This window comes from Pseudomonas gingeri, from assembly GCF_013386115.1.
GTDB classification, from domain to species: Bacteria; Pseudomonadota; Gammaproteobacteria; order Pseudomonadales; family Pseudomonadaceae; genus Aquipseudomonas; species Aquipseudomonas gingeri.
On the sequence record NZ_JACAOR010000014.1, the window covers coordinates 81,458 to 99,926 of the forward strand.

General features: G+C 63.9%; 16 protein-coding genes. 5 read left to right on the forward strand and 11 right to left on the reverse strand.

The annotated features are described in order from the left end of the window. Window positions 1-3: 3 nt before the first annotated feature. The 10 genes from HX881_RS27325 to HX881_RS27370 all read right to left on the reverse strand — a co-directional run bounded on the left by HX881_RS27325 (window position 4) and on the right by HX881_RS27370 (window position 13,242). Complete coding sequence (locus HX881_RS27325) at window positions 4-1,959, reverse strand: acetoacetate--CoA ligase (protein WP_017124617.1); 1,956 nt, start codon at window positions 1,957-1,959, stop codon at window positions 4-6. A gap of 170 nt (window positions 1,960-2,129) precedes the next feature. Then, window positions 2,130-2,900 (reverse strand): 3-hydroxybutyrate dehydrogenase, encoded by a 771-nt coding sequence (gene hbdH / locus HX881_RS27330; RefSeq protein WP_017124616.1) that lies wholly within the window; start codon window positions 2,898-2,900, stop codon window positions 2,130-2,132. A gap of 10 nt (window positions 2,901-2,910) precedes the next feature. Beyond that, window positions 2,911-4,302 (reverse strand): GntP family permease, encoded by a 1,392-nt coding sequence (locus HX881_RS27335; RefSeq protein ID WP_017124615.1) that lies wholly within the window; start codon window positions 4,300-4,302, stop codon window positions 2,911-2,913. Window positions 4,303-4,607: 305 nt separating this feature from the next. Continuing rightward, window positions 4,608-6,023 (reverse strand): sigma-54 interaction domain-containing protein, encoded by a 1,416-nt coding sequence (locus HX881_RS27340; RefSeq protein ID WP_103032732.1) that lies wholly within the window; start codon window positions 6,021-6,023, stop codon window positions 4,608-4,610. Between the two features lie 11 nt (window positions 6,024-6,034). Beyond that, entirely contained in the window at window positions 6,035-7,630 is a 1,596-nt protein-coding gene (locus HX881_RS27345) for an ABC transporter ATP-binding protein (protein WP_177088088.1), read from the reverse strand. Between the two features lie 14 nt (window positions 7,631-7,644). Continuing rightward, window positions 7,645-8,667, reverse strand: coding sequence for an ABC transporter permease (locus HX881_RS27350; protein WP_042934677.1), 1,023 nt, complete (start codon window positions 8,665-8,667; stop codon window positions 7,645-7,647). After that, window positions 8,667-9,734 (reverse strand): microcin C ABC transporter permease YejB, encoded by a 1,068-nt coding sequence (locus HX881_RS27355; protein ID WP_017124612.1) that lies wholly within the window; start codon window positions 9,732-9,734, stop codon window positions 8,667-8,669. Before HX881_RS27355 ends, HX881_RS27350 begins: the two co-directional genes overlap by 1 nt. After that, window positions 9,734-11,599: an extracellular solute-binding protein gene (locus HX881_RS27360; RefSeq protein WP_042934707.1), complete on the reverse strand. Its 1,866-nt coding sequence runs from the start codon at window positions 11,597-11,599 to the stop codon at window positions 9,734-9,736. The genes HX881_RS27355 and HX881_RS27360 overlap by 1 nt, the downstream gene beginning before the upstream one ends. Window positions 11,600-11,734: 135 nt before the next feature. Then, window positions 11,735-12,016 carry a peptidylprolyl isomerase gene (locus tag HX881_RS27365; RefSeq protein WP_017124610.1) on the reverse strand — a complete coding sequence of 94 codons (282 nt, stop codon included), beginning with the start codon at window positions 12,014-12,016 and terminating at the stop codon, window positions 11,735-11,737. 134 nt (window positions 12,017-12,150) lie between these two features. Then, window positions 12,151-13,242, reverse strand: coding sequence for a 3-deoxy-7-phosphoheptulonate synthase (locus HX881_RS27370; RefSeq protein WP_177087585.1), 1,092 nt, complete (start codon window positions 13,240-13,242; stop codon window positions 12,151-12,153). Between the two features lie 641 nt (window positions 13,243-13,883). Here HX881_RS27370 and HX881_RS27375 point away from each other — a divergent pair. Further along, window positions 13,884-14,642 (forward strand): carbon-nitrogen hydrolase family protein, encoded by a 759-nt coding sequence (locus tag HX881_RS27375; RefSeq protein ID WP_177087586.1) that lies wholly within the window; start codon window positions 13,884-13,886, stop codon window positions 14,640-14,642. After that, window positions 14,639-15,088 (forward strand): GNAT family N-acetyltransferase, encoded by a 450-nt coding sequence (locus HX881_RS27380; RefSeq protein WP_177088090.1) that lies wholly within the window; start codon window positions 14,639-14,641, stop codon window positions 15,086-15,088. Before HX881_RS27375 ends, HX881_RS27380 begins: the two co-directional genes overlap by 4 nt. A gap of 74 nt (window positions 15,089-15,162) precedes the next feature. Here the strand turns inward: HX881_RS27380 and HX881_RS27385 are convergent, their stop codons facing one another. After that, window positions 15,163-15,384: a DNA-binding protein gene (locus HX881_RS27385; protein ID WP_177065654.1), complete on the reverse strand. Its 222-nt coding sequence runs from the start codon at window positions 15,382-15,384 to the stop codon at window positions 15,163-15,165. Window positions 15,385-15,465: 81 nt separating this feature from the next. On the opposite strand from HX881_RS27385, the gene HX881_RS27390 reads away from it, so the two are divergent. The 3 genes from HX881_RS27390 to uvrC all read left to right on the forward strand — a co-directional run bounded on the left by HX881_RS27390 (window position 15,466) and on the right by uvrC (window position 18,448). After that, a complete protein-coding gene (locus HX881_RS27390; RefSeq protein WP_042934676.1) occupies window positions 15,466-15,831 on the forward strand; it encodes a helix-turn-helix domain-containing protein in 366 nt (121 codons plus the stop codon). 152 nt (window positions 15,832-15,983) lie between these two features. Continuing rightward, window positions 15,984-16,622, forward strand: coding sequence for a response regulator transcription factor GacA (gene gacA / locus HX881_RS27395; RefSeq protein ID WP_083875282.1), 639 nt, complete (start codon window positions 15,984-15,986; stop codon window positions 16,620-16,622). A gap of 2 nt (window positions 16,623-16,624) precedes the next feature. After that, window positions 16,625-18,448: an excinuclease ABC subunit UvrC gene (gene uvrC / locus HX881_RS27400; protein ID WP_017124603.1), complete on the forward strand. Its 1,824-nt coding sequence runs from the start codon at window positions 16,625-16,627 to the stop codon at window positions 18,446-18,448. The last annotated feature ends 21 nt before the right edge of the window (window positions 18,449-18,469 follow it).

Below are 18,469 nucleotides of genomic sequence, written 5' to 3' on the forward strand. Positions count from 1 at the left end.
GCGTCAACCGCGCAATTCCGGGCGATCGCGGAACTGTTCCAGCGCTTCGGGATTGGCCAGGGCGTCGGTATTTTTCACCGGCAGTCCGTGCACCACGTTGCGCACCGCCAGTTCGACGATCTTGCCGCTGAGGGTCCTGGGAATATCCGTCACCGCGAGGATCTTCGCCGGCACATGACGCGGTGTGGTGTTGGCGCGGATCACCTGGCGGATCTGCTGTTCCAGCGCCTCGTCCAGTTGCACGCCCTCGTGCAGGCGCACGAACAGCACCACTCGCACATCACTCTGCCATTGCTGGCCGATGGCGAGGCTTTCCAGCACCGATTCGACCTTTTCCACCTGCCGGTAGATTTCCGCCGTGCCGATGCGCACGCCGCCGGGATTGAGCACCGCATCGGAGCGCCCGTGGATCATCAGGCTGCCGCTGTCGAGTTCCTCGGCGTAGTCTCCCTGGGCCCAGACCCCGGGAAACTGGCTGAAGTAGGAGGCCTTGAGTTTTTCCTGCTGTGGGTCGTTCCACAGGCCGACCGGCATCGCCGGGAAGTGCCGGGTGCAGACCAGTTCGCCTTTTTCACCGCGCAATGGCCGGCCGTTGTCGTCCCAGACCTCGACGGCCATGCCCAGGCTCTTGCACTGCATTTCGCCACGGGTGACCGGCAGCACCGGGTTGCCGCTGACAAAACACGAGACGATATCGGTGCCGCCGGACATCGACGACAGGCACAGCTCGCTCTTGATTTCGCGGTAGACGTAGTCGTAGCTGTGGGGTGACAACGGCGAGCCGGTCGAGAGCAGGGTCTTCAGGCGGGTCAGCTGATGGCTGTGTCGCGGGCTGAGTCCCGCTTCCTCCAGGGCGGCCAGGTACTTGGGACTGGTGCCGAAGACGCTGATGCCTTCACTGTCGATCAGGTCGAGCAGGCGTTGCGGGCCCGGGTGGAACGGCGAGCCGTCATACAGCACCAGCGTGGCGCCGACCGCCAACCCCGAGACCAGCCAGTTCCACATCATCCAGCCGCAGGTGGTGTAGTAGAACAGGCAGTCGTCGCGGCCCAGGTCAACGTGCAGGCCATGTTCCTTGAGATGTTGCAGCAGCACGCCGCCGGTGCTGTGGATGATGCATTTCGGCACCCCGGTGGTGCCGCTGGAGTAGAGAATGTACAGCGGGTGGGCAAAGGGCACCGGGACGAAATACGGTTCGCCGCCGGGCCGGTAGAAGTCGTTCCACAGGCTCACCCTGGCGCCGGTGGTGAATTCTTCGGCGCGTGTCTGCGCACGGGCATAGGGCACGATCAGCAACTGCTGCAACGATGGCAGGCGTGCGAGGATTTCATTGAGCTTGGCGCTCTGGTCAAGTTCCTTGCCGGCATAGCGGTAGCCGGCGCAGGCGATCAGGACCTTGGGCTCGATCTGGCCGAAGCGGTCGATCACGCCCTGGGTGCCGAAGTCCGGCGAGGAGCAGGACCAGATCGCCCCGAGGCTGGTGGTGGCGAGCATGGCCACCAGGGTTTGCCAGGTATTCGGCATGCAGGCCGCGACCCGGTCGCCGACACCGACGCCGGCGGCCCGCAGGCGCTGTTGCAGACCGGCGACATGGGCGGCCAGTTCGGCATGGCTGAGGGTTTCCCGGCGACCGTCTTCGCTGACCGCGACCACGGCGAGATGGTTGTCGCGGCGACGCAACAGGTGTTCGGCGAAGTTCAGGGTCGCGCCCGGGAACCACTGGGCGCTGGGCATCTGCCCGCCTTCGATCAGGACCGCCTCGGCCGGCGCCTGGAACTCGACATCGAAGAAGTCGACGATGGCCTGCCAGAAGGCTGGCCGGCGCTCGATGCTGAAACGGTGCAGGGCCGGGTAGTCGGCGATCTGCAGATCGTGACGGTGATTGACGAAGCGCCGGAAGGCTTCGATCCGGGTCTTGCTGATGCGCTCTGCACTTGGGCGCCAGAGGACTTCGGCCATGGTTTTTCCTTTGTTGTTTTTCTCACCGATCTTTGCGTTGTACACCCTCACCGTGGGAGCTGGCTTGCCAGCGATGGCATCCTTGAATGCAACGCTGGATTCACTGGCCTCATCGCCGGCAAGCCGGCTCCCACGGGTAGGGTGGTGTTTTCGAGATACCAGGCATTCAACTATTGCGCCAACCAGCCGCCATCGATATTCCACGCCGCGCCGCGCACCTGGCTGCCGGCCTCGCTGCAGAGGAACAGTACCAGTTCGCCCAGTTGCGGGGGCGTGACGAACTCCAGCGACGGTTGTTTCTCGGCCAGCAGGTCATGTTGCGCCTGTTGTGGATCGATGCCGCTGGCGGCGCGGTCGTCGATCTGCTTCTGCACCAGCGGCGTCAGCACCCAGCCCGGGCAGATGGCGTTGCAGGTGACGTTGCTGGTGGCGGTTTCCAGGCCGACCACCTTGGTCAGGCCGATCACCCCGTGCTTGGCCGCGACATAGGCGGCCTTGCCCACGGAGCCGACCTGGCCATGCACCGAGGCGATATTGACGATCCGCCCCCAGCCGCGGGCGCGCATGCCCGGCAGGGCCAGGCGGGTGCTGTGGAACACCGAGGACAGGTTGATGGCGATGATCGAATCCCAGCGCTCCACCGGGAAATCCTCCACCGCCGCCACATGCTGGATACCGGCGTTGTTGACCAGGATGTCGACGCCGCCGAACTCCCGTTCGGCATAGGCGAGCATATCGGCGATCTGCGCCGGGTCGCTGACATCCGCCGGGTGGTGGCCGACCCGGCCACCGAACTGTCGCACCTCGGCAATCACCGCGCTGGCATCGCCAAAGCCGTTGAGGACCAGGTCGGCGCCGGCCTTGGCCAGGCTCAGGGCAATGCCCAGGCCGATGCCGCTGGTGGAGCCGGTGACCAGTGCGGTTTTTCCTTTGAGACTCATAGTCGTTTCCTCAGACAATGCCGGTGGCGTAGAACGTGGCGATCACCACGAAGACCGCCAGGGTCTTGATCAGCGTAATGCAGAAAATATCCTTGTAGGCTTCGCGGTGGGTCAGCCCGGTCACCGCCAGCAGGGTGATCACCGCGCCGTTGTGGGGCAGGGTGTCCATGCCGCCGCTGGCCATGGCCGCGACCCGGTGCAGCACTTCGAGGGGAATGTTGGCGGCGTGGGCGGCGCTGATGAAGCTGTCGGCCATGGCCGCCAGGGCGATGCTCATGCCGCCGGAGGCCGAGCCGGTGATCCCCGCCAGCAGGGTCACGGTAATGGCTTCGTTGACCAGCGGATTGGGGATGCTCTTGAGCCAGTCGGCCAGCACCAGGAAGCCCGGCAGCGAGGCGATGACCGCACCGAAGCCGTATTCCGAGGCGGTGTTCATCGCCGCCAGCAGGGCGCCGCCGACCGCGCTCTTGCTGCCTTCGGCCAGCTTGCCGCGAATCGCCCGGAAACCGAACGCCAGGACCATGATGATGCCCACCAGCAGTGCCGCCTGGACGGCCCAGATGGCGGTGAGCTTGGCGATCTCGGTCTGCACCGGCGCGGCCATGCCCGGCAGGCTGAGGCTGTGGGTCTTGCCGTACCAGAGGGGAATCCAGTGGGTGAACAGCAGGTTCATGATGCCCACCAGCAACAGTGGCGAGAGGGCGATCCAGGGATTGGGCAGGCGGATATCCTCGGCCGTTTCCGGTTCGTTGCGCAGCTCGGTGCCGTAGCCTTCACCGGCGCGCTGGGCCTTGTTGCGCTGGCGTTGCAGGAACAGCATGCCGGCGCAGAACACGAACACCGTACCGATCACTCCCAGCCAGGGCGCCGCCCACGCGGTGGTGTTGAAGAAGGTACTGGGGATGATGTTCTGGATCTGCGGCGTGCCGGGCAGGGCGTCCATGGTGAAGGAGAACGCCCCGAGGGCGATGGTCGCCGGGATCAGGCGCTTGGGGATATTGCTCTGGCGGAACATCTCGGCGGCGAACGGATAGACCGCGAACACCACCACGAACAGCGAGACGCCGCCGTAGGTCAGCAGGGCGCAGACCAGCACGATCACCAGCATCGCCTGGCGGGTGCCGAGCAGGCGGATGGCGGCGGCGACGATGGAACGGGAGAACCCGGACAGTTCGATCAGCTTGCCGAACACCGCACCAAGCAGGAAGACCGGGAAGTAGAGCTTGATGAAGCCGACCATTTTTTCCATGAACACCCCGGTGAAGGCGGGGGCGACGGCGGAAGGATCGGTCAGCAGGACGGCGCCGAGGGCGGCGATGGGAGCGAACAGGATGACGCTGTAGCCACGGTAGGCGGCCAGCATCAGCAGCGCCAGGGCCGCGAGGGCGATGATCACACTCATGGTGTGTCTCCAATTGTTATTTTTGTAGGTTAGGTCTGAATCTCCAGTGGGATTAGCGAGTTTCGTGCCATAAGGCTAACGTGTTGAAATCAAAGGCTATTTTTGTTTTTTATGGAAGGTTTTCTTGTGATTGTCTCTGAATGGAGACTTTTCTTCTCGGAAATCTATCCTGAAAGTGCCCGATCAGCAGCGAGTTTCTGTAGGAGCGGGCTTGCCCGCGAAGCTTTTGACGGCCATGAGGACGCCTTCGCGGGCAAGCCCGCTCCCACAGGGGAGGGTGTCTCGTTTTGGGGATGTATGTCTCTTTATTGAGACTCTGAGATGCCCAGGGCCAGCATCTTCTTGTACAGGGTCGATCGGCCCAGGCCCAGCCGGCGTGCCGCGTCGCCGACCTTTCCGGCACATTGCGCCAGGGTGGTTTCAATCAGTTGCCGGTCGAAACGCTCCCGGGCGGCGCTGAAGGTTTCATTGCCCACGGGGGCCGTGACCTGGACGTGCGGGCGTTGCAGCGGGCTGAAGGTGCCGATGGCGCCCCGAATGTCGGCAGCATCGAGGACCTGGGTATCGCTGAGCAATGCCGCGCGTTCCAGCACATTGCGCAGTTCACGGATATTGCCCGGCCAGGCATGCTGCCCGAGCAGGTCGAGGGCTTCGGCGGCCAGTTCGTGGTGGCTGCGCAGTTCCTCGAGGATCGCTTCGCTCAGCGCCGGCAGGTCGTCCAGGCGCTCGCGCAGCGGCGGCACCTGGATCGGCAGGACATTCAGGCGGTAATACAGGTCGGCACGGAACTCGCCGCGCCGGATCGCCGCTTCCAGGTCGGTGGAGGTCGCGGCGATCACCCGCACGTCGCTGCGCAGGACTTCGTTGGAGCCCACCGGCTCGAACTCTTTCTCCTGCAACACCCGCAGCAGCTTGCTTTGCAGCGGCAAGGGCATATCGCCGATCTCGTCGAGGAACAGGGTGCCGCCCTGGGCGATCTGCAACTTGCCCGGACGGCCCTTGCGATCCGCGCCGGTAAAGGCGCCGGGCGCGGTGCCGAAGAACTCCGCCTCGAGCAGGGTTTCCGGAATCGCCGCGCTGTTGATGCTGACAAAGGCCTTGTGCGCCCGTGGCGAGGCGCTGTGGATGGCATGGGCCAGCAGTTCCTTGCCGGTGCCGGTTTCCCCCAGCAGCAGGATCGGCGATTCGGTGCTGGCGCTGCGTCTGGCGCGACGCTTGACCTCCAGGCTCGCGGCGCTGGTGCCGATAAAATGAGCGAAGTTGTATTTGGTCTGCCGCGCCCGCAGCAGCGAGCGGGTCGAGGCCAGTTCGGCCTGCATGCTCTGGTAGCGCTTGAGCAGCGGCGACAGGCTGTGCAGCTCGCCGAACAGGGCGAAGCCGATGGCGCCGATCACCGTGCCGGCGTCGTCATGGATTGGCAGGCGCATGACCACCAGCGGTTCCTTGGGCATGTCCTGCAGGTCCAGCAGGATCGGTCGCCCGGTCCGCACCACTTCGCGCAACAGGCTGCCGGGGATCACGCTTTCGCAGGGCTGGCCGATGGCCTGTTCGGCGCTGGCGAGGCCGAAACGCCGGGCGTAGCGCTCGTTCATCCAGACGATCCGCGCGTCGCGGTCGACGATCACGGTGCCTTCGCTGGACTGTTCGATGATCTCGAACAGCGAGCGAATCGCCAGCAGGCGGACCCGTTGGTAGTCCTTGAGGCTTTCGCGGTCGTTCATGGGCGTTTCGCTCAGGGGTTGCACGCAGGGGCGCCGACCGGCAGGGTCGCCGCCAGCAGTTCGCGGGTGTACGGATGCTGCGGGTCGTCGAAGACTTTGCAGGTACTGCCGCGCTCGACCACCTGGCCGTCCTTGATCACGATCAGGTCGTGGGCCAGGGCGCGCACCACCGACAGGTCATGGCTGATGAACAAGTAGGTCAGGCCATGTTTTTCCTGGAGATCGCGGAGCAGGGCGACCACCTGTTTCTGCACCGTGCGGTCGAGGGCCGACGTCGGTTCGTCGAGCAGGATCAGCGCCGGTTTCAGCACCAGGGCCCGGGCAATGGCGATGCGCTGGCGCTGGCCGCCGGAGAACTCATGGGGGTAGCGGTGGCGGCTTTGCGGGTCGAGGCCGACTTCCTGCAAGGCCCGGATCACCTGGGCATCGCACTCGGCGGCGGTACTGGCGCAGTGCACCTCGATGCCTTCGCTGATGATCTGTGCCACCGACATGCGCGGGCTGAGGCTGCCGAACGGATCCTGGAAGACCACCTGCATCTGCTTGCGCCAGGGCCGCAGTTGCTTCTGGTTCAGGCCGTCGAGGGCCTGGCCCTGGAAGCGGATGCTGCCCTGGGAGTCGAGCAGGCGCAGGATCGCCTGGCCAAGGGTGGACTTGCCCGAGCCGGATTCGCCGACGATGCCCAGGGTCTTGCCGCGTTGCACGTCGAGGCTGATGCCGTCGACGGCCTGCAGGTATTCCTTGCGGCGAAACAGCCCGCCGCCGATCTGGAAGCGCACCCGCAGGTCGTCGACCTCCAGCACGCTTTCGTGATCGTCCAGCGGCAGCGCCTCGCCGGCCGGCTCGGCATCCAGCAGCAGGCGGCTGTAGGGGTGTTGTGGCTGGTTGAACAGGGTTTCGCAGTCGGCCTGTTCGACGATTTCCCCGGCCTTCATCACGCAGACCCGCTGGGCAATGCTGCGCACCAGGTTGAGGTCGTGGCTGATCAGCAGCAGGGACATGCCCAGGCGCTGTTGCAGGGACTTGAGCAGCAGCAGGATCTTGCGCTGCACGGTCACGTCGAGGGCGGTGGTCGGTTCGTCGGCGATCAGCAGTTCCGGTTCGCAAGCCAGGGCCATGGCGATCATCACCCGCTGGCGCTGGCCGCCGGACAACTGGTGGGGGTAGGCCTTGAGCCGCTCGCGGGGCTTCTGGATACCCACCAGTTCCAGCAGTTCGAGGATTCGTGCCTGGGCCGCCTTGCCGCCGAGCCCCTTGTGCAGCAGCAGGGTTTCGCCGATCTGCTTTTCGATGCTGTGCAGCGGATTGAGGGACGTCATCGGCTCCTGGAAGATCATGGCGATGCGGTCGCCGCGGATCTTGCGCAGGGTCGCGGTGTCGGCGCCGAGCAGTTGCTGGCCACGGTAAGACACGCTGCCGCTGGAACGGCAGCCGGTTTGCGGCAGCAGTTGCAGGATCGAATGGGCCGTCACCGATTTGCCCGAACCGGACTCGCCGACCAGCGCCAGGCATTCGCCGGCGCGGATATCCAGGCACAGGTCGCGCACCACGACCTGGTCGCCGAAGGCAACGGTCAGTTGGCGGATTTCAATCAGGTTCTCGGTCATCGTGGGGGCCTGGTTCATGAACGGGGGTCGAAGGCATCGCGCAACGCCTCGCCGATAAAGACCAGCAGCGAAAGGATCAGCGCCAGGGTGAAAAAGGCGGTGAATCCCAGCCACGGGGCTTGCAGGTTCTGTTTGCCCTGGCCGATCAGTTCGCCCAGCGAAGCACTGCCGGCGGGCATGCCGAAACCGAGGAAGTCCAGGGCCGTGAGGGTCGAGATGGCTCCGGTGAGAATGAACGGCAGGTAGCTCAGGGTCGCGTTCATGGCGTTGGGCAGGATATGCCGCAGGATGATCTTGCGGTCGCTCAGGCCCAGGGCGCGGGCAGCCTTGACGTACTCCAGGTTGCGGCCACGGAGGAACTCGGCGCGCACCACGTCGACCAGGGCCAGCCAGGAGAACAGCGCCATGATCCCCAGCAGCCACCAGAAATTCGGCTCGACAAATCCCGACAGGATGATCAGCAGGTAGAGCACCGGCAACCCGGACCAGACTTCCAGTACGCGCTGGCCGAGCAGGTCGACCCAGCCACCGTAGTAGCCCTGCAGCGCGCCGGCGGCGATACCGATCAATGCGCTGATGGCGGTCAGGGCCAGGGCGAACAGGATCGACACCCGCGCACCGAAGATCACCCGCGCCAGCACGTCGCGGGCCTGGTCGTCGGTGCCCAGCCAGTTCACCGCGGTCGGTGGGCTGGGGGCCGGCTTGTTGAGGTCGTAGTTGGGGGTGTCGGCACTGAACGGAATCGGTGGGAACAGCATCCAGCCGCCGTCCCTGGTGATCAGCTGGCGCACGTAGTCGCTGCGGTAGTCGGCCTGGAACGGCAACTGGCCGCCGAACTCCTGTTCGGTATAGCGCTTGAACACCGGGAAGTACAGCGAGCCCTGGTAGTTGAGTACCAGGGGCTTGTCGTTGGCGATCAGTTCGCCGCCCAGGCTCAGGACGAACAGTGCGGCGAACAGCCACAGCGACCACCAGCCACGGCGATTGGCCTTGAAGCGGTCGAAGCGACGCCGGCTCACGGGAGAAAGTCTGAGCATCAGGCGTTCCTCGCGGCGAAGTCGATACGCGGGTCGACCAGGGTGTAGCAGAGGTCACCGACCAGTTTTATCAGCAGGCCGAACAGGGTGAAGATGAACAGCGAACCGAACACCACCGGGTAGTCCCGTGACACCGCCGCTTCGTAGCTCATGCGGCCGAGACCGTCGAGGGAGAAGATCACCTCGATCAGCAGGGAACCGGCGAAGAACACGCTGATAAAGGCCTGGGGAATCCCCGAAACCACCAGCAGCATGGCGTTGCGGAACACGTGGCCGTAGAGCACGCGCCGTTCGCTCAGGCCCTTGGCCCGGGCGGTGACCACGTACTGGCGGGTGATCTCGTTGAGGAAGGAGTTCTTGGTCAGGATGGTCAGGGTGGCGAAACCGCCGATCACCAGCGAGCTGACCGGCAGCACCAGGTGCCAGAAGTAGTCGGCGATCTTGCCCAGGGTCGACAGCTGGTCGAAGTTGTCCGAGACCAGGCCACGCACCGGAAACCAGTTCAGCGAAGTGCCGCCGGCAAAGGTCACGATCAGCAGCATGGCGAACAGGAAGGCCGGCATGGCGTAGCCGAGGACAATCGCCGTGCTGCTCCAGATATCGAAGCGACTGCCGTGGCTGATGGCCTTGCGGATGCCCAGGGGGATCGACACCAGGTAGGTGATCAGCGTCGCCCAGAGGCCGAGGGAGATGGTCACCGGCATCTTTTCCAGGATCAGGTCGGTGACCTGGGCGCCGCGGAAGAAGCTCTTGCCGAAATCCAGGCTGGCATAGCTCTTGAGCATCAGCCAGAAACGCTGCGGCGCCGGCTTGTCGAAGCCGTACTGGCGTTCGATATCGGCGATCAGTTTCGGGTCGAGGCCGCGACTGGCCCTGGACGAACCGTGCGGAGCGTCACCGCCGCCACCGATGGCGCCGCCGGCACCGCCGCCCAGTCCCTGCAGGCGGGCGATGGCCTGTTCCACCGGGCCGCCGGGCGCGGCCTGGACGATCACGAAATTGACCAGCAGGATCATCAACAGCGTCGGAATGATCAGCAGCAGGCGCCGCAGGATATAGGCCGGCATCAATGGCGTCCTCCGCTCTGGCCGCGCTTGATCAGCTCGGCGGTCATCTGCTCGTTGGTCAGCGGTGTCGGGCTGACTTCCCACCAGGTTTCGACGGCGGCGTCATTGCTGGCTTGCACCGCTGGAATGCCGAAGCGGTTCCACCAGACCGTCGAGATGCCCGGCGGGTAATAGTTGGGAATCCAGTAGTAGTTCCATTGCAGCACCCGGTCCAGGGCATGGGCGTAGCTGAGCATCTGCTTTTGCGTGTCGGACTTGATCAGGCCGGTGATCAGGCTGTCCACGGCGGGGTTCTGCAGGGCCATGAAGTTGTTCGAGCCGGGATCGTTGGCCGCCGAGGAGCCGAAGAAGTTGTACAGCTCGATACCGGGCGAGGTGCTGACCGGATAGCCGCTGACGATCATGTCGTAGTCGCGGGCCTTGAGGCGGTTGACGTACTGCGAGGCATCGATGCGGCGGATATCCATGCGGATGCCGATTTGTGCCAGGTTGCGCTTGTAGGGCAGGAGCAGGCGTTCCATGCCGTTCTGGGCATTGAGGAAGGTGAAGCTCAGCGGTTCGCCCTGGGCATTGACCAACTGATCGCCATCGGGTTTCCAGCCGGCCTGTTCCAGCAGCGCCAGGGCCTGCAACTGTTTGTCCCGCAGGTTGCCGCTGGCATCGGTCTTCGGTGCCTCGAAGACCTGGGTGAAGACTTCGTCGGGGATCTGTCCGCGCAGCGGTTCGAGGATCGCCAGTTCGGCCTGGTCGGGCAGTTCACGGGCCGCCAGCGGGGTATTGGAGAAGAAGCTCTGCTGGCGCAGGTACATGTTGCGCATCATCTGCCGGTTGCTCCACTCGAAGTCCCAGAGCATGGCCAGGGCCTGGCGCACGCGGCGATCCTGGAACAGCGGCTTCTGCAGGTTGAACACGTAGCCCTGGGCCGGTTGCGGCGATTCCTGGGCCAGGTGGGCCTTTTGCAGGCGCCCGTCGCTCAGGGCCGGGCTGTCGTAGCCGATGGAGTAGGCGGTGGCGGAGAATTCGCGGTTGTAGTCGTAGGCGCCGCCGCGCAGCACCTGGCGGGCCACATCGGTGTCGCCGAAGTATTCGATGCTGAAGCGGTCGAAGTTGTACAGGCCGCGATTGACCGGCAGGTCCTTGCCCCACCAGTCGGCGTTGCGGATAAAGGTGATGCTGCGGCCGGAGTCGACCTTGCCGACCCGGTACGGGCCACTGCCCAGCGGTGCTTCGTAGCCGCCGCCATCGGCGAAGTCGCGGGTCTTCCACCAGTGCTCCGGGAGCACCGGCAGGGTCGCGATATCCAGGGGCAGGGAACGGTTCTCGGTGTTCTTGAAATCGAAGCGGACCTGGGTCGGCGATTCGACCTCGACGTCCTTGATTCCTTCGAACTGCAGGCGATAGCTCAGGCTGCCTTCGCTCATCAGCAGATTGAAGGTATAGCGCACGTCTTCGGCGGTGATCGGTGTGTTATCGGCGAAGCGCGCCTTGGGATTGAGGAAGAAGCGCAGGGACAGGCCGTCATCGGAGCGCTGCATCTTTTCCGCGACCAGGCCGTAGACGGTATAGGGCTCGTCGAGGGAACGCACCGCCAGCGGCGAGTAGATCCAGCCGTCGACCTGGGAGACGCCGATGCCTTTGTCGATATACGGCAGCACATGGTCGAACTGGCCGATCTCGATGGCCGAGCGCTTCAGGCTGCCGCCCTTGGGGGCATTGGGATTGGCGTAGTCGAAGTGGCTGAAGCCGGCCGGGTACTTGGCCGGTTCGCCGTAGACCGTCAGTGCGTGTTGCGCGGGGGCGGCGTAGGCCTGCGTCCCCGTAAACAGGGCCAGGGCGGTAAATGTCAGGGATAGAGCCAGTCGCATCATCAGCCTTGAAGACGGTTCGAAGTATCAGGGTTGTACGCTACACGGGCCTTTCAGGCCAGCCAAGTCTGTGCGGCGGATACGAAACGGCCCACGCAGAAGTGGGCCGTTTCGTGTCAGCAACGCGCAGGCGGATCAGTCCTGGCGGCTGGTGACTTCCAGCAGGTGGTAGCCGAACTGGGTCTTGACCGGGCCTTGCACGGTGTTGACCGGGGCGCTGAAGACCACGGTGTCGAATTCCTTGACCATCTGGCCAGGACCGAAGGAGCCCAGGTCACCGCCTTGACGGCTGGAAGGGCAGGTCGAGTTCGCCTTGGCGACCTCTGCGAAATCGGCGCCGCCTTCGATCTGGGCCTTGAGTTCATTGCACTTGGCTTCAGTGGCAACCAGGATGTGACGGGCAGTGGCTTTGGCCATGGGGAGATACTCCTTTCAATAAAGTGCTGAGCCTACCGGATTCAGGCCGCTTTTTCCCGGCAAAAGTTCCTTGGGCGCGGCGCGTCAGGTCAACTGGTGTGCCCTTTATTCGCGGGCAAGCCCGCTCCCACAGGTCAGGCCACCACCGCCGTGGCCGCATGCGGCTGGCGCAAGCGCTCGGCGGCGCCGCGCAGCAGCTGCTCCGTGGCCTCCCAGCCCAGGCAGCCGTCGGTGATCGACACGCCGTATTTCAAGGTGCCGCTCAACGGCTGGCAGCCTTCGAACAGGTGACTCTCCAGCATCATCCCGATCAGCGAGCGATCGCCCTGCTGGCGCTGTTCCAGCACATCGGCGAACACCGCCGGCTGGCGCAGCGGGTCCTTGCCGCTGTTGGCGTGGCTGCAGTCGACCATCATCCGCACGGGAATGGCCTGCTTCTCCAGGCCTGCCCTGACCTGGGCGACGCTGTGGGCGTCGTAGTTCGGGCCGCGATGGCCGCCGCGCAGCACCAGGTGGGTGTCGCGGTTGCCGGCGGTCTGGATGATCGCCGGGTGGCCCTGGCCGTCGACGCCGAAGTGCCGGTGCGGATGCGCGGCCGAGCGCATGGCATCACCGGCGATGCCGACACCGCCATCGGTGCCGTTCTTGAAGCCCACGGGCATCGGCAAGCCACTGGCCATTTCCCGGTGGATCTGCGATTCGGTGGTACGGGCGCCGATCGCGACCCAGCTCAGCAGGTCGTCGAAGTAGCTGGCGGCCATGGGCTGCAGCAGTTCGGTGGCAATCGGCAGGCCCATGCGCAGCATTTCACGCATCAGCTCGCGGGACAGCGCCAGGCCGCCGGCCATATCGTCGCTGCCATCCAGGTGCGGGTCGTAGGCCAGGCCTTTCCAGCCGACGGTGGTGCGCGGTTTTTCGATGTAGGCACGCATCACCAGGAGCATCTGGTCGCTGACGTCGTTCGCCAGGTTGGCCAGGTGTCCGGCGTATTCGAGGGCCGATTGCGGGTCGTGGATCGAGCAGGGACCGACGATCACCAGCAGGCGCGGGTCTTCACCGTCGAGGATGGCGCGCACCGCCTGGCGGTGGCTGGCGACCTGGTCGCCCAGCGTTGTATTGAGCGGCAGGTGTTGCTTGAGCTGCAGGGCGCTGGGCAAGCGCCGGGTCAGCGGCTCGTTGGCGGACGACAGGGTGGACAGTGGCAGTGCAGAGAGTGACGAATTCATGTTCGGGCTTCCTGGGCAGGCGGCGGGTCTTCCCGCGCGCGGCCCTACTGGGGTGTTCGACAATCAGCGGCCGGATTGGCTACGAGTGTGTGCTTGCCACCTGTGCGTGACCGTTCGGAGGCGGCGAGCTGTCCCGAGCGGAGGTTGCTAAATCGCCAGGCGGTGGTGAGTTCGTAGCGGTAGCAGGTGGCGTAGTTCATGTCGGTGTTCCTCGATTCAAAATGTCTGGTTGAGCAGTCTGTTGAAAAAGCAGTGCGCTGAAAAAACAAAACCCCCGGTCGGGAGGCCGACCGGGGGTTGAGAATTCTCTGGTAGGCGACCCCTTGAGTAGTGGGCGCCGGTTGGGTATCAGGCGCGCCAGTGGCTAAACCAATACCCAAAATAAAAACCTGCGGATGCACGGGTGCCATTCATCCGCGCAGCCGCTGGCAAGCGCGGGGCGCTGACAGTCTGGCAAGGCGTGGAATGAACAGGATGCATGGTGTGTCTCCGATAGAATGTGACCGAGCTTACTCGACGGGTGGGAACCTGTTCAATCAGAAATTTCTATGGACCGGGTCGTGCAGTCGCTATGGGTTAAATGCCGTAAACCTTTATGACACACTTGTCGGACTTTTCTGATCCGATTATCAGGCCCGACCATGACCACCCTGACCGTTGCCGCCGCCCAGTCCTTTTCCCTCGCCGGCGACCTGCCGGGCAATATCCGCCGGCACCTGCGCTTCATGCAGCAGGCGGCGGAGCAGGGCGTGGAACTGCTGGTCTTTCCCGAACTGTCCCTCACCGGTTATGAGCGCAGCCTGGCCGGTGCCCTGGCGATCGCGCCGGACGCGGCTGTCCTGCAACCCTTGCGGGACCTGGCGCGCGAGCTGTGCCTGGTGACCGTGGTCGGCATGCCGATTCGCCTGTCCGCCGGCGGGCCGGTGCTGATCGGCGCGCTGACCTTCAAGGCCGATGGCTCCCAGCAGGTCTACAGCAAGCAGCACCTGCATGATGGCGAAGAGCAGGCCTTTGCCCCCGGAACGGGTGGCGCCACCCTGTCCATCGGCGACAACACCGTCGCTCTGTCAGTCTGTGCCGACTTTTCCCACGCCAGCCATGCCCGCCATGCCGCGCAATCTGGCGCTAACCTGTATGCAGCCGGTGTCTTGATCACCGGCAATGGCTATGCACCGGATACCGCGTTGCTGGAAGGGTATGCCCGTGAACATGCCATGGCGGTGTTGATGGCCAACCATGGCGGAGTCACTGGCGGCTGGGAGTCGGCCGGGCGCAGTGCGATCTGGGCGGAAGACGGGCAACGGGTGGTTGCCGCGGCCGGGACGGGGGATGCGCTGGTGATCGGGCGACGTGTTGCCGGTCACTGGCGTGGCGAGGTGGTGGAGGTTTCGGGATGGTGAAACGGGACTGGCGTTTTCGACCGGCGACCGATGTCGACCTGGAGTTTGCCCGGTCGCTGACACGCCGCAACATGATGACGTATTACTGCGAGTACGATCTGCTCTGGCAGGAAGAGGCCTTTGACGTGGCATGGGCGGGGCGACAGAACGCCTTGTTGTGCGGAGGGGAGGACGTCCTGGGGTTCGTCAGTTTCAGCCGGGACCCGAGAGCCCTCTATATACGGGAGCTGCAACTGGTCGAGGCGGGGCGGGGGCAGGGTTTGGGTAGCTGGTTGATTGCCCAGGCCCGTGATATCGCCTTCAGGGAGGGGCGCCCGGAGATGCGGCTGACCGTCTTCAAGAGCAATCCCGCAAGGCAGCTCTATCAGCGTATGGGGCTGGAGATCGTGGGGGAAGATGAATGCTTTTTTCGCATGAGCGCGACAGCCTTGAAAGCGGGGTATTGATTCGACTGACAGTATTTTCGGATTAAGCCGACGTCTTGGCGCTTTGAGGCGCATACTGATCCGAGCAGGCCGGTTTATTCACCGGCCTGGCCGCCGGCTTCCAGGATGATGCCGTCTTTCATGCCCAGCAGGACCGCGACCTTATGGGCTTCCCCACGCCGTCCCTTTTTTCGCCCAGCGAGCACTTGATAGGTGGTTGCCGGGTCGACGCCATGCTCGCGCGCAAACTCCTGAACCGATTTCCCTTGATGTTCCAGCCAAGCCTTGGCTTGTGCGGCAGTCCGAATACCGGGCATAGTTCAAAACCGTTCAATTTTGTTTAAATCTTGTTGAGTGTACCACCCTTAGGGGTGCTTAGAGTGGGATCTTACATCCAAATGAATGGAATTGGTTCGCGATTGCGGCAAGAGAGGGAGCGACTTGGATTGTCGCAGAAGGCTTTTGGTGAAATCGGAGGCGTTGAGGCCAACGCCCAGGGTAAATATGAAAGCGGTGACCGCGCGCCGAAGGCGGACTATTTGTCGCGCGTGGCCGAGCGAGGCGTCGATGTGCTTTATGTTCTCACCGGCAACCGGACTCCCACGCTGGTGGACAACCTCAACTCCAACGAAGAAAAAGTCCTGGGCAGCTACCGCACGCTGCGCAAGGCAGACCAGGAAGCGATCAGCCAGTTGACCACGACCCTGGCCGAAGCCATTGCCCCCTATGGCACCAGGGGCCACAAGGGACCGGGCGGCTCCTGAGTCATTCCTCTATTGATCGCAAGCGTTTGCGACCCCCGCAGAGGCTTATAGCGCATTGACACTCTTATGTGACGCTTGCAGCTAGGTCAGGCCGCCGGTTTTTTGCTAAGGTGGTCAATAACCTGATAAGACCATATTCGCGAGGTGTCTGCTTGATTAGGGTGCTAGTTGTCGATGACCATGATCTTGTGCGTACAGGCATTACTCGGATGCTCGCCGACATCGATGGCCTGCAGGTCGTAGGCCAGGCGGAGTCGGGCGAGGAAGCCCTGCTGAAAACGCGGGAACTCAAGCCAGATGTAGTGTTGATGGACGTCAAGATGCCGGGCATCGGCGGTCTTGAAGCCACACGTAAGTTGCTGCGCAGCCACCCTGACATCAAGGTCGTGGCGGTCACCGTGTGCGAGGAAGACCCGTTTCCGACACGCCTGCTGCAAGCCGGTGCCGCCGGTTACCTGACCAAAGGGGCAGGATTGGCGGAAATGGTCCAGGCGATTCGCCTGGTGTTTGCCGGGCAACGCTACATCAGCCCGCAAATTGCCCAGCAGTTGGCGCTCAAGTCCTTCCAGCCGGCCAGCGATTCGCCGTTCGATGCCCTGTCCGAGCGGGAAATCCAGATTGCCCTGATGATCGTCGGTTGCCAGAAGGTGCAGATCATCTCGGACAAGTTGTGCCTGTCGCCGAAAACCGTGAACACCTACCGTTATCGGATTTTCGAGAAGCTGTCGGTCAGCAGTGATGTCGAGTTGACGCTCCTGGCGGTTCGCCACGGCATGGTCGATGCCGGCTGACAATGACTGACCTGTTCGATTCAAGCGCTTTTCTTTCCACCTGCAGCGGCCGTCCCGGTGTGTATCGCATGTTCGACAGCGATGCGCGCCTGCTTTACGTGGGCAAGGCCAAGAACCTGAAGAATCGCCTCGCCAGCTATTTCCGCAAGGCCGGCCTCACGGCGAAGACTGCGGCCCTGGTGGGGCGTATCGCCCAGGTGGAAACCACCATCACCGCCAACGAAACCGAGGCGTTGCTGCTCGAGCAGACGCTGATCAAGGAATGGCGGCCGCCGTACAACATCCTGCTGCGCGACGACAAATCCTATCCCTACGTGTTTCTCTCGGACGGCGATTACCCGCGCCTGAGCATTCACCGTGGGGCGAAGAAGCTCAAGGGCAAGTACTTCGGACCCTATCCGAGTGCCGGGGCGATTCGCGAAAGCCTGGCGCTGCTGCAAAAGACCTTTCACGTGCGCCAGTGCGAGGACAGCTACTACAAGAACCGCACGCGTCCGTGCCTGCAGTACCAGATCAAGCGCTGCAAGGCGCCTTGCGTCGGGCTGGTGGAGCCGCAGGAGTACGCCGAGGACGTGCGCCATTCGGTGATGTTCCTGGAGGGGCGCAGCAACGCCCTGACCGACGAACTCAATGCCGGCATGGAGCAGGCGGCCAGTACCCTGGATTTCGAGCGGGCGGCCGAGTTGCGCGACCAGATCTCGCTGCTGCGGCGGGTACAGGACCAGCAGAGCATGGAAGGCGGTACCGGCGATGTCGATGTCATCGCCGCGTTCGTCAACCCGGGCGGCGCCTGCGTGCACCTGATCAGCGTGCGCGGCGGGCGGGTCCTGGGCAGCAAGAACTTCTTCCCGCAGGTCGGGATCGACGAAGACGTGTCCGAGGTCATGGCGGCATTTCTCGGGCAGTACTTCGTCAGCAGCCCCGAGCGCGACCTGCCCAGCGAACTGATCGTCAACGTGGTCCATGAGGATTTCCCGACCCTGATCGCCGCCATCGAGGAACTGCGCGGCCGTGAGCTGAGCATCAGTCACCGGGTGCGCGGCACCCGTGCGCGCTGGCAGCAACTGGCGGTGACCAATGCCGAGCAGGCCCTGGGCGCGCGCCTGGCCAATCGTCAGCACGTCGCCGCGCGTTTCGAGGCACTGGCCGAGGTGCTGAACCTGGACGAGCCGCCGCAGCGCCTGGAGTGTTACGACATCAGCCACTCCAGCGGCGAGGCGACCGTGGCTTCCTGCGTGGTGTTCGGTCCGGAAGGGCCGATCAAGTCCGACTACCGGCGCTACAATATCGAGGGCGTGACCGCCGGCGACGACTATGCGGCGATGCACCAGGCGCTGACCCGGCGCTTCAGCAAGCTGAAGGACGGCGAGGGCAAGTTGCCGGATATCCTGTTGGTGGACGGTGGCAAGGGGCAGTTGTCGATGGCCCGCGATGTGCTCAACGAGCTGGCCGTGCCGGACCTGATCCTGCTGGGCGTGGCCAAGGGCGCCACGCGCAAGGCCGGTTTCGAGACCCTGTACCTCAACGATGCCGCCCACGAGTTCACCCTCAAGGGCGACTCGCCGGCACTGCACCTGATCCAGCAGATTCGCGACGAGGCCCACCGTTTCGCCATTACCGGGCACCGCGCGCGACGGGGCAAGACCCGCCGTACCTCGACCCTGGAAGGGGTGGCGGGTGTCGGGCCGAAGCGCCGCCGCGAACTGTTGAAACATTTTGGTGGATTGCAGGAGCTGTCCCGTGCAAGCATCGACGAGATCGCCAAAGCACCGGGGATCAGTAAAAAGCTCGCGGAGTTGATTTATGCAAGTCTGCACAGCGAGTAGAATGTTCCTTCACCTCGTAGC